This window comes from Syntrophomonas sp., assembly GCF_028707975.1.
Classification (GTDB): Bacteria; Bacillota; Syntrophomonadia; order Syntrophomonadales; family Syntrophomonadaceae; genus Syntrophomonas.
This window is the reverse complement of sequence record NZ_JAQVZX010000064.1, coordinates 1-10,697: the sequence shown is the minus strand read 5'-3', so window position 1 is coordinate 10,697 and position 10,697 is coordinate 1. Positions and strand designations below refer to the sequence as shown.

Genomic DNA, 10,697 nt, shown 5'->3' with positions numbered 1-10,697 from the left:
CCACCTATCATATTACTCTCAAGCTATGAGTCTGCCGGAACCATTCCGGCACCCGCATGATATGCCTATTTCCTCCATCCCTATCATAAAAGGAGCAATCCTGGCTGCAGCAGCATCGATAGCGCCTCCGGGAGCGGGTGCCCCGGCAGCAGAACCTGCGGATAGCGGGTAAACCGCCCCTACCGCTCACAATCATAGTTTTAATAGTGGTTACATTGATTACCATGAATGTATTGCCGGCTTTTCTCGCAAAGCCCTGGCGGCTACCCTGGGTACTCTGTCCGGTTTGATTGTGGCTGGATGGCTGGCTTATATCTTCGGTGACCTGGCTCAACTCAGCGGGTTGCCCACGGAAGAGGAACGCATGCTGGTCTATGTAGAGAACCTTAATCTTGATATGCGCGGCCTGCTCTTTTCGGGAATTCTTATCGGTGCGGTCGGGGCCATTATGGATGTTACCATGTCGGTGGCTTCGGCCATAAGCGAGATCAAGCGGGCCAATCCGGAGACGAATACGGCTGAACTGATAGCCGCAGGGATGAATGTTGGTCGAGATATTATGGGAACCATGGCAATACTCTTATTCTGGCCTATACCGGAGGAGCGATGCCCTTTATGCTACTGTTCATGGTTTATGAGATGGAACCCCTGCGCATAGTGAACTGGGAATTAATCTGCTGATACCGTAGAATCAAGAGCCTGGCGCCGGGCCATCATTTTTGTCTCCCGGCACAATTGAATAATGGTCCTAACTTATTATTCAAAACAAAACCTCAATATCAAACCCTCTAGGGTTGTTGATTTTGATAACCATTATCATTATAATACTTTTATCTTTTTATTCTGTCAATAGATTTATGCTTAAATTTTTTCGGGAAAAGACTTGACAGGAAAAGAGCAGCAACTCCCATAAATGCAAAGGAGTCGCTAGGCCAAGGTGTAGAAACGAGAGGGTTATCTACCTTAATTTATCTATCGCTCAAGCACTTTAACCAGCAGCATAGATGCTTCTTCCCGGCGCAGGCTAAGATGAAAACCCTTGAGTAAAATCTCTATCGGATCGCCTAAGGGGGCTACTCGTTCTAATTCCAGTTTAACCCCGGGAACCAGCCCCATCTCCAGAAGCCGCTGTCTAAGCCAGGATTCTTTCCCGACAATTCTAACCAGCCGGGCTTTCTGTCCAGGTAGCAATTCAGAAAGAGGCATCAGCGCTTTCTCTACTGGGCGATTTTTTTCGGGAGCTTCTTCTTGCAACTGCAGCCATTTTTCCATCCGGGAAAATGTTTCTGCACTGATACTATGCTCCATCAAGCAGGCATCCCGGTCAGCCGTTACTGGATTAACCTGCAATATTTCCTCCAGGAAGCGATGGATTACCTGGTGCCGGTGCCAAACTTCACGAGCCTTTTTCTCCCCTTTCGCCGTTAAAAATACCGGTCCATAGCGTTCTTGATAAACCATACCTTCGTTTTTTAAGGCTGTAATAGCCTGGGTTACACTTGGTTTGGCAATATTCATGCGTATCGCTATATCGCTTATCTTGGCTCTACCATTTTCCTCGGAAAGATGATAGATAACCTCCAGATAGTCTTCCAGAGCAGGAGTTAGAGATTGAGTCACATGCATCACTTCCTAAGAGATACTTTTCCTAAATATTTCGTATATTTCAAAGCTTCTTAAGCATCGAAAGAAACTGCGGAGCAGTTTCAAGACAGCACTGCAACGAGGCGTGGGATTAGAACCCGCCGCCTGTTTTGTTAATAAGACGACCGCTTAGCGGGGACATATTTCACCTCGTTATTTTTGGCCATATTGGCGCAGGTAGCCTTCAATATACTTTCTTACCGCCGCTGCCGGTGAATAAATACCGAAATGTCCTTCACAAAGTATATCCGCTTCGAGTTCAAGTAGCTTTTGCATAGAAATCCTCCACTGCTTTAAATCTGAGCCCCACTGCTGGTTGAAAGGCCCATGAATGTCCTGACCAAAGAGAACCCTTTTTCCTGCAATATCTACATAGGGAGATATCCCGCCTGGAGTATGTCCGGGAGTGTGGGGGCAAATAAGTTCCAGTTGACCTAATTTAAGCCTTTGCTCTTCCCCTTTAAGCACCTGTTCTACTTTCACCTTCTCATATGTAACCCCATACCAGGAAGCAGCCGTAAGCTGGGGCAAGCCCTCTTCAATAGCCGGCAGTTCCAGACTGTGTGCAATTACCTGGGCCTGCAGCTTCTCTTTTAGAAATGCCAGGCCGCCAATGTGGTCAATATGCCCGTGGGTAACAACAATATGTTTCAAGCTGGACATATCTATTCCGGTGGCAATAATATTACTCCATATCATGGAAGCGCTTCTTCCCGCTCCCGTATCAATTAAAGCAGACTCTCCACCTCCATCTACCAGGTATACGCAGCAATCCTCCGCACGGGAGAGACCGTCACCTCCTACCTGATAAACCCCAGCAATAATTTCCTTGACTCTGGCCATTGTATCCGCCACCTTTGTGTTTTTTTCTATTTTACCGTACTTTTGAAATTTGCTCCAATAGCGGCGGGATATCGATATACTCCAGAATTGCAGTTGAAATAATCCATACAGGTGTAGGTACAATATTTCATGTATGAAATGCGGATGTGGCGGAATTGGCAGACGCACCAGACTTAGGATCTGGCGGGTAACACCGTGGAGGTTCGAGTCCTCTCATCCGCACCATAAGAAAAATCGTTAGTCCGTTAACGGCCTTAAACTTAACTTTTATTAAAACCCCTTATATTATACACATTTCTTGTGTATAATATAAGCGAGAGGTGAGGCAGTGAAACGGAAAGACTTGATAAAACTTCTAGAAAAAAACGGATGGCGGCTAAAGCGCGAAGGCCATGACCATACTATTTACACTAACGGTACAGCAAACGAACCAATCTCGCGACAAACTGAAATAGATGACATACTGGCGAAGAAAATAATCAAGCGGCGAGGGTTGGGATAATCCTCTGCCGCCTGCAAAGGAGAGTGTTATATAATGCTTAAAGTATACCCTGTTATTCTCACTCCAAGCGATTCAGGATATGTTGTAACTGTTCCTGACCTCGATATTAATACGCAAGGTAAAGACCTCGCCGAAGCAATTTATATGGCGCGTGACGCTATCGGTCTTTGGGGAATATGTGAACAGGATGACGGACGCATAATCCCTGAACCATCTACCTCTGAACCGCCGCATGAAGATAATGAATTAGTTTCGTGGGTAGATATTGACTTTGAAAAATATCGTAAAGCAAATGACTTAATTACTATGCGCATTAATGTATCGGTTCCTAAATATCTAAAAGTCCTAGGCGATGAAGCCGGTATCAACTTCTCCCAAACCCTGCAAAAAGCCTTAAAACAACAACTAGGTATCCAAGACTAAGCCAAAAAAGCCGGGGGATTAATTCCCCGGCTCACAATCCTTCCAGCATCAATTAAAGCAGACTCTCCACCTGAACAAACGTACCATTGCTGCTGTTTTGATCAATTATAATTACTTGAGTTTGCATTACCCAAGCCTGAATCAGTAGTGGTTTTTGTCCCATATTCATCCTGCCGCATAGGTTCTGTAACCGGTAAAGCATCTGCGCCAGGACCGTCTCCTGGCATCAGGACAGTCCTGGCCATATCGATGCCGGATGCAGCAGAGGCAGTTTGAGGTAAAGGAGCAGTGGCTTTCGCTGGCTTCTCGGCTTTTTTGGCCGCATGTGATGGCCATGAGGAAGCATTTGACCGGACAACTCCCCGAGGTAGTAAGCTTAACATTTCGCGGGCATCCTGGGGGCGATTTTCCGCTTTAAATTCCAGGGCTTTCATAATAGCTGTTTCCATATGTGGAGATACCGGACTGTGTTGGCTGGGGAGATCAAAATTAAAGGGGTTAGGGGTTGGGTCGATTCCCGTTAGCAAATTGTGTAGGGTAGCTCCCAGGGCATAGATATCAGCTCGGGGATCAGTTTGGTTTTGCCCATACTGCTCGGGAGCGGCAAAACCTTGGGAACCATAGGCGGAGGTATCGGCAATACTGCCCTGACGAAAATGGCGGGCTATTCCGAAGTCTTAAACCGCGCCCATGCCGCCCCGGCCAATGGTCTTGATAATGATATAGCGCCCTTCCAGGATAGTGTCCGGATTTAGTTTTCCGGTCCCTTCCCCCTGTATACTATTCCCGCAATCTTTGCAGAACTTATTATCTGCAGGATTCTCTGTTCCACAAGTGCTACACCTGGTCATAACCTTCACCTCTCCCGAATTATATTATTTCGGGTACCGTGCCAAATTGCACCCGCAACCATAGATTAGTTATCACAAATCAATAACTGAAAAGCCCCCTATTAAAAACTTAGTTGCATATATTCCAGACTTTCCAACATATAGTTGTTAATTTCTTCGCCATAAGTAGAAAATCCTGCCAGATTATGAAGAGTTGGTATGACCGAAAAAAACGGAAGGAATAATACCAGGAGTTCCCTTGCTGTAAGAATTTCCACCCCCCCAGCGTAACTATGGTAAGGAGGGATTGAATCATGCCCGTAGAAAAAAAGAAATCTTTTTGGCCCGGTATCATAATCGGCTTGATGCTGTTTCTTTTTGCCTCCAGCCTGGTGATGGCTCTGGATAATACTCCGGCCACACCGGCTAAAAAACCGGTTGAACCTTTGCCGGTGGTAGGAAGCATAGATAACCTGAAAAAGCTCTTGGTGGAATATGAGAAGTCATCCATGATTAATTCCGGCCAACTACTGCGCAAAGAAATTAAAATGGAAATGACGAGTGATACGGCAGCTGTGGCTCCCATGGCCCGGGATGAAATGGCCGGCGGAGCAGTTAATTTTTTGGCCCGGGAATCTGCTAAATCATTAGTGGGGGACTCGGCTGATTATTCCTCAACCAATATCCAGGTGCAGGGAGTGGATGAAGCCGACATAGTTAAAACTGACGGTAACTACATTTACCAGGTCAACCAGCAGGAAATAGTCGTCATAAAGGCGGTTCCGGCTGAGCAAATGCAAGTGGTTAGCCGTATAAAGCTCGATAATCAGGGCTTTATCCCCCGCGAGCTTTTCCTGGATAGCAAACACCTGGTAATAATAGGTGATTCCCATGGCGAAATATATGCCCGGTCCATGCCTAAGAGGAAAGCGGAAATTTATCCTCCCCCCGTATACCGGCAACCCAGCATCCTAGCCCTGGTATACGATATCACCGATAAAAGCCAGATTAAGAAAACCCGCGAGCTGGAACTGGAAGGAAATTATCTCTCCTCGCGCAAGATTGCTTCCCATCTTTATCTGGTAAGCAATCGTCATTTGGATTGGTATCGCATTCAGGAAAAGGAGGAAAATATCCTACCTTCCTACCGTGATACAGCCGTTAGCAGTGATTTTAAGCCAATCGATTGTGGGCAGATCAATTACTTCCCCGGGGAAATATATCCAGCCTACATTATCATTGCCGCTGTGGATATAAACCGTAATGAGCCCGCCCAGGTGAAGACCTGCCTGGGCAACGGTGAAAACATTTACGCCTCCATCAACAACCTCTATATTGCAGTAAGCCGCCAGGAGCCTGCTCGCCCCCTACTTAAGGACAGTGACTTTCCCTCTCCAGATGCCGAGATTGGGCCCAAAACCAGGATTTACCGTTTCGGACTGCTGCAGGGACAGGTTGAATATCAAGGCAAGGGTGATGTTCCGGGTCGAATCCTCAACCAGTTTTCCATGGATGAGGAAAAGGCTTATTTCCGCATCGCCACCACCAGCGGAGAAATCTGGCGTAATGACGAGAATACCTCCAAGAATAACCTCTATGTACTGGATCAGGAAATGAATATTACCGGCAAACTGGAAGGAATCGCCCCCGGGGAGCAGATTTACTCCACTCGTTTCATGGGAGACCGGGCTTATATGGTGACCTTCAGAACTGTTGACCCCCTCTTTGTCATAGACCTGAAGGACCCAACCAAACCCACTATACTGGGCAAGCTGAAAATTCCCGGTTATAGTGATTACCTGCATCCTTATGATGAGAACCATATTATCGGCTTTGGCAAGGAAACGATTGAGCTCAAAGGCAGGAACAATGAGGCTCAGGCCTTTTACCAGGGCATGAAAATCGCCCTCTTCGATGTATCTGATGTTAATAACCCCCGGGAAATGTCCCATGAGATTATAGGCGACCGGGGAACGGATTCCGAGCTGTTGCGCGACCATAAGGCCCTGCTCTTCTCCCGGGAAAAGAATTTGCTGGCCTTCCCAGTTACCGTCATGACTTTGAGCGAAACAGATAAAAATCTGCCTAGAACGGATATCCCTGCTTACGGCAAGTTTTCTTTCCAGGGAGCCTATGTTTACAAGATTGACCTGCAGCATGGCTTCCAATTGCAAGGCCGCATCAGCCATCTAAGCCCGGCTGATTACCAGCGGGCCGGTGACTATTGGTATGAAGACAGCAAGAATATACAGCGCATAATATATATAGGAAAGAATCTTTACACCCTGTCCCAGGACCTGGCAAAATCGCACCAAATCACAGATTTAAAGGAAGTGGGGAGCCTTTACCTGCGTTAGCCCGTACGCGAGGCATAGGTATATAACTCAATAGAATATTAACAGCAAAGGGACTGGCGTTTTGGGATATAGGCCAGTCCCTAATTTACTCTGAAGTATATTGATTCAGTTGATTATTTTATGGATCGGGCTATTTTCAAAGCTTCCCCTTGCTCAAATCTTTTTTATTTCTAATTCTTTCATTATCTTACTGGTATTCAGTTCAATTATCTGCAGCAGAATCCCTTTATCATCAGTCCGCAAAACTGGGACCATAACCCTTCTTATCCTCATCCTTTAAATGACCGGGATTAAACCATATAACAGCGTTTTCCCGCTTGGGGGTAAAATCTATCTCGCAGACCTTCGCCAATCAAGATCATGCTAGCCCCATGGGTTAATTTAAGCCTGGTTTTGTGGAAATACCAGGCTTAGGTCGATAGCCAGCTCAGGCAGAATCCCCAATTCTATTTGGTCATTGTCCTGGTATGTGCCGGTTTTGCTATACTTCATGTTTTTACCTAATTGATAAACCTCGATGACCGCTTCTCCCGGAAAAACTACCCAGTATTCTTTTACTCCCACTCTTTCATACAGGTTGAATTTTTCATTCAGATCTTTTTTGGCGGTAGAATAGGAAAGTATTTCAATAATCAAATCCGGAGCTCCCTTGCAGCCACGTTTATCTATTTTGGCCGGGTCACAAACCACAACGATGTCGGGTTGAACCACCGTGTCAATTTCATTATCGTTTTCTTCTCCTCGAGGCAGGCGCACATCAAAAGGAGCCGGGAAGACCTGACAGGGCTTTTGCTGAAGGCCCATCCAGATTTGGCCGAAGAGCTGTCCCAATACCCTTTGGTGCTCTGTTAACGGAGCTGGACTCATCAGAAAAGGTTTCCCATCAATAATTTCCCACCTTTCATTACCCGGCCATTGTAAATATTCTGCATAGGTATATTTTTTATCCGGTTTTGACGCGGGAACGTTCAAATGGAATGCCTCCTTAAACTCTATTGGTAATATTAGAGTAGGCACGGGGGGCAGGAAAAAATGCTAGCTTTTAGCCGCCCCCTTGATATGCGCCTGCTCTAAACGATGTAAAGACGTGGATTTATTTAAGCCGTTTTTGCAATTCAGGATTTACCATGTCACCAAACTCGCTAAAGGGAATTTTAAATTCCGGTATCCCAGCGGCATGAGGAGCAATGTCATGCATCTGGAAATAAATAGTTATACCGCCCGGCTGCAGCGTAAAGGTTTGGTCGTTTTCAATGCCCTTAAAACCGCCCATTTCCGGTTCAAAATAGCCTTCCGGATTTTTTGCTATCTCAGCCTGTATTTCTTTATCAATAAGATCTTCATAATTGCTATCCGGTTTAAAAATATCAGATAGTTCCAGCTCCGACCCATCTCTCAAATCAATATTACAGGGCATGCGATAAGTCATGCCATGTGCTCCGCCCGTAAACTCGTACTTATCAAAATAAAGGCTTAGCAAGCCATTATTGTTATATGTCACTTTATAATCGCTGGCTAATCCATAAGGAATATCTGCAAACGGGTTATCTTTATCTTCTTCCTCTAACTCTTTATCCATTTCTTCCCTTTCAGCCAGCATTTCATCCCGCCTTTGCAGAAAAAGATTGCGAAAACGGTCATTTAAGCTTTGCTGCAGCTTTTCATCTTTCATTTCGCTAAGAACTGGAATTTTCAAACTTAACTCAAGATTATCCTTGTTTTCTTTAATTTCCTCAGTGCTAATTTTAATTGGCGACTCCTGTTTTGCTACAGACAAATTACCACTACACCCCAGGCAACTCATCACCAAAGCTATTAATACCCCCAGAATAGTAATACTGCGAACTTTCCTTACCAATACAGTCTCTCCCTTCATTTTATACTTATTTCCTTAATAATAACATTTTTTATCAAGTTGCAAAGGAATATTTTATTGTGCGGGCGTGGGAACAGTGTATTAGTTCCTTCATTTTTCTCATTTCAGCAAAAAGTCCGGGGAGAGTCCCCGGACTTATTATAGCAGCTTAATTAGTTTCTCTCTGACTCTGCTTTTAGAGCTTCTATTTCCTGGCGGCTCAAACCAGAAGTTTCAATAATAACATTAATATCTATACCCCGGTTTAACAACTTGATGGCCAGTTCCTTGATACCTTCTTTTTTACCTTCTTTTTTACCTTCTTTTTTGCCTTCTTTTTTGCCTTCTTTTTTACCTTCTTTTTTGCCTTCTTCGCGAGCCGACTCCAGTCGGGTTACCTGGTCGTGGATTTCCGCCTGTCGGGCTTCGTAAATCATTCTGGCTTTCTCATCCTGACTAATTATTTCCAGGAGGTTAAAAGCCTTTTTTATTTGCTCGTTTTTGGTTGCCAGCATTTCCATCACTCCTTTTGACTTCCCATCAATGAATTCCAGCCACTGGGTCAGGGGTTCGCTTTCGTCCTTGACCACTGCCTTATCAAAAAGCTTGGGCAGTTCTAAAAAGTGTATCTCCAGTATATCGGTCAGTTGGTGTCCGGTTTCATCTTCACGCAGGTGGTAGCTGCACACCTTACCCCTCACTCCTCACTTTTCTAACTAATCAACTGTTGACCTTTAGTTTGAACCAATAATCCATAGAATTATCACCATTGCCCCAATCTACCCAAAGTATGAAGATGTATTCCCCGCCTTCTTTGGGAGCCAGCATGGTATTTTTATTCAAGGAATAGATTGAGGACGAATTATCTTTATCCAGCATGCGCAATTTATATTCGGGATTGTTTAACCCGGGTACGGCAGCCGCTGTAAAGATCAACTCGGATTCCGGTTTGACTATGTTGGGCTCCAGAAAATCAGCAAGTTCCTCATTCATCCCAAACATGGTGTTACCAATAATGCCCCCCGGTTTTCCGGTAAAGTTGGAATCTCCCTTGAGCCAGGATAATTGTTGCTTATCATATCGTATCTCAAACTTGGGGTAGTCTGGCGGGTAGTCAAAATCATCAATGCTTATTTCGTTTAAACTCCGGGTTGGCTGGTCAGTATCAGCAGCAACGCTAGTTCCCTCTTCCCTGCTCCGTTCAACACTGTTAAGTTTCTTATTTAAACTATTGTACAACAACCTGGTTTCAGCCGCGTTTTTACAATTAATCATGAGCATTTCCGGATTTGTTTGCCGCTTAATAATAAGTACCGGTCCACTGCTCGAGCGCAGGAATAGTAAGGCCTTGCCTTTGTCTTCCAGGTGAAAATGGCCTTTTAAGATCGGGCCTAAACCAAGGCCGTTGGTTCGCATGGATAAGGGAGGTATTTCAGTTACCAAATCGAGCTCTTCAATATCATTGTAGTTTATGCTGACTCCGTAAGCTCCGCTTATAGCAAACTGCTTATTTTCAAGGTTAAAAGCAGGCGGCATGGCAGCCCAGGCTATACCGGCAGCAAGAGCGATAATAATAATCAGAGTAATCAGGATATCCTTGCCAGCAGATTTGTTCTTTACCGCCGGCGGGTTAAATTTCCGGGCTTTTATAACGGTATAGATGATAATAAGGATGAAAAGGCCAAGTCCCACTTCCATCCCCCAGAGCAACCCTGCCTGCTTCAGACCGTAGCCCAGAAGTGGAGTGACCGCTGCAATCATTAATTGCCGTCCCATAAAATCGCCCAGGGCTTTAGCATCGATTTGCTCCTTTACCTCAGGTGCTGCAGTATTATATCCGGCTATTAGATAATAGGCTTTAGAGTATTTTATCAATACACCGATAAAGAAAAGCAGAGCGCAAACTATAAGATTAATGGTTAATTCCGTCAAAATCTCTCCCCTTTTCATGTTGTCTTAATGTATTTAAATGAGAACTGACTTCATTGCAAAACCCCTTTTGTTGCATAGGGATTGCACAAATATACAAAGCGAGCGTTGTCGAAGCATGGACACAAGCCCGGCGTAGGCAAGAGCGGAGACAGGGTGGACGTTTCGTTTTTCTCATTTCAGCAATAAGTCCGGGGAGAGTCCCCGGACTTATTATAGCAGCTTAATTAGTTTCTCTCTGACTCTGCTTTTAGAGCTTCTATTTCCTGGCGGCTCAAACCAGAAGTTTCAATAATAACATTAATATCTATACC

General features: G+C 45.0%; 11 protein-coding genes, 1 tRNA gene and 3 pseudogenes. 6 read left to right on the top strand and 9 right to left on the bottom strand.

Annotated elements, in window-relative coordinates; genetic code table 11:
- Nucleotides 1-292: 292 nt before the first annotated feature.
- Nucleotides 293-681: pseudogene (locus tag PHP87_RS08595) on the top strand (YibE/F family protein).
- Between the two features lie 291 nt (nt 682-972).
- Here PHP87_RS08595 and PHP87_RS08590 read toward each other — a convergent pair.
- Both PHP87_RS08590 and PHP87_RS08585 read right to left on the bottom strand, forming a co-directional pair.
- Complete coding sequence (locus PHP87_RS08590; protein ID WP_299920379.1) at nt 973-1,620, bottom strand: metal-dependent transcriptional regulator; 648 nt, start codon at nt 1,618-1,620, stop codon at nt 973-975.
- A gap of 177 nt (nt 1,621-1,797) precedes the next feature.
- Nucleotides 1,798-2,487 carry an MBL fold metallo-hydrolase gene (locus PHP87_RS08585; protein WP_299920378.1) on the bottom strand — a complete coding sequence of 230 codons (690 nt, stop codon included), beginning with the start codon at nt 2,485-2,487 and terminating at the stop codon, nt 1,798-1,800.
- Nucleotides 2,488-2,627: 140 nt separating this feature from the next.
- Between PHP87_RS08585 and PHP87_RS08580 the strand changes: the two genes are divergently transcribed.
- From PHP87_RS08580 to PHP87_RS08570, 3 genes are all read left to right on the top strand, one after another.
- Nucleotides 2,628-2,712: transfer RNA gene (locus PHP87_RS08580), tRNA-Leu, on the top strand.
- 103 nt (nt 2,713-2,815) lie between these two features.
- Nucleotides 2,816-2,989 carry a type II toxin-antitoxin system HicA family toxin gene (locus PHP87_RS08575; protein ID WP_299920377.1) on the top strand — a complete coding sequence of 58 codons (174 nt, stop codon included), beginning with the start codon at nt 2,816-2,818 and terminating at the stop codon, nt 2,987-2,989.
- A 33-nt stretch (nt 2,990-3,022) separates the two neighbouring features.
- A complete protein-coding gene (locus tag PHP87_RS08570; protein ID WP_061214060.1) occupies nt 3,023-3,412 on the top strand; it encodes a type II toxin-antitoxin system HicB family antitoxin in 390 nt (129 codons plus the stop codon).
- Between the two features lie 101 nt (nt 3,413-3,513).
- Here PHP87_RS08570 and PHP87_RS11940 read toward each other — a convergent pair whose 3' ends face one another.
- Together PHP87_RS11940 and PHP87_RS11935 are read right to left on the bottom strand one after the other, a co-directional pair.
- Nucleotides 3,514-3,846, bottom strand: coding sequence for a hypothetical protein (locus tag PHP87_RS11940; RefSeq protein ID WP_366942913.1), 333 nt, complete (start codon nt 3,844-3,846; stop codon nt 3,514-3,516).
- Nucleotides 3,847-3,960: 114 nt separating this feature from the next.
- Nucleotides 3,961-4,053 (bottom strand): annotated as a pseudogene (locus tag PHP87_RS11935) (serine/threonine protein kinase); the annotation flags it as partial.
- On the opposite strand from PHP87_RS11935, the gene PHP87_RS08560 reads away from it, so the two are divergent.
- The gene (locus PHP87_RS08560) at nt 4,024-4,167 is read left to right on the top strand and encodes a hypothetical protein (RefSeq protein WP_299920376.1); all 144 of its coding nucleotides are present in this window, start codon (nt 4,024-4,026) and stop codon (nt 4,165-4,167) included. The pseudogene PHP87_RS11935 and the gene PHP87_RS08560 sit on opposite strands and share 30 nt — an antisense overlap.
- A gap of 24 nt (nt 4,168-4,191) precedes the next feature.
- Here PHP87_RS08560 and PHP87_RS11930 read toward each other — a convergent pair.
- A pseudogene (locus PHP87_RS11930) lies at nt 4,192-4,263 on the bottom strand (zinc-ribbon domain-containing protein); the annotation flags it as partial.
- Nucleotides 4,264-4,556: 293 nt separating this feature from the next.
- Between PHP87_RS11930 and PHP87_RS08555 the strand changes: the two are divergent.
- On the top strand, nt 4,557-6,599 hold the full coding sequence (locus PHP87_RS08555) for a beta-propeller domain-containing protein (protein ID WP_299920374.1): 2,043 nt from the start codon (nt 4,557-4,559) through the stop codon (nt 6,597-6,599).
- Nucleotides 6,600-6,980: 381 nt separating this feature from the next.
- On the opposite strand, the gene PHP87_RS08550 is transcribed toward PHP87_RS08555, so the two are convergent.
- The 4 genes from PHP87_RS08550 to PHP87_RS08535 form a co-directional block, all read right to left on the bottom strand.
- Nucleotides 6,981-7,571, bottom strand: a complete 591-nt coding sequence (locus PHP87_RS08550; RefSeq protein WP_299920372.1) for a Uma2 family endonuclease — start codon at nt 7,569-7,571, stop codon at nt 6,981-6,983.
- A gap of 121 nt (nt 7,572-7,692) precedes the next feature.
- The gene (locus tag PHP87_RS08545; RefSeq protein ID WP_299920370.1) at nt 7,693-8,457 is read right to left on the bottom strand and encodes a DUF3298 and DUF4163 domain-containing protein; all 765 of its coding nucleotides are present in this window, start codon (nt 8,455-8,457) and stop codon (nt 7,693-7,695) included.
- Between the two features lie 170 nt (nt 8,458-8,627).
- Nucleotides 8,628-9,143, bottom strand: coding sequence for an Rpn family recombination-promoting nuclease/putative transposase (locus tag PHP87_RS08540; RefSeq protein WP_299920369.1), 516 nt, complete (start codon nt 9,141-9,143; stop codon nt 8,628-8,630).
- Nucleotides 9,144-9,174: 31 nt separating this feature from the next.
- On the bottom strand, nt 9,175-10,386 hold the full coding sequence (locus tag PHP87_RS08535; protein WP_299920367.1) for a DUF3784 domain-containing protein: 1,212 nt from the start codon (nt 10,384-10,386) through the stop codon (nt 9,175-9,177).
- Between the last annotated feature and the right edge of the window lie 311 nt (nt 10,387-10,697).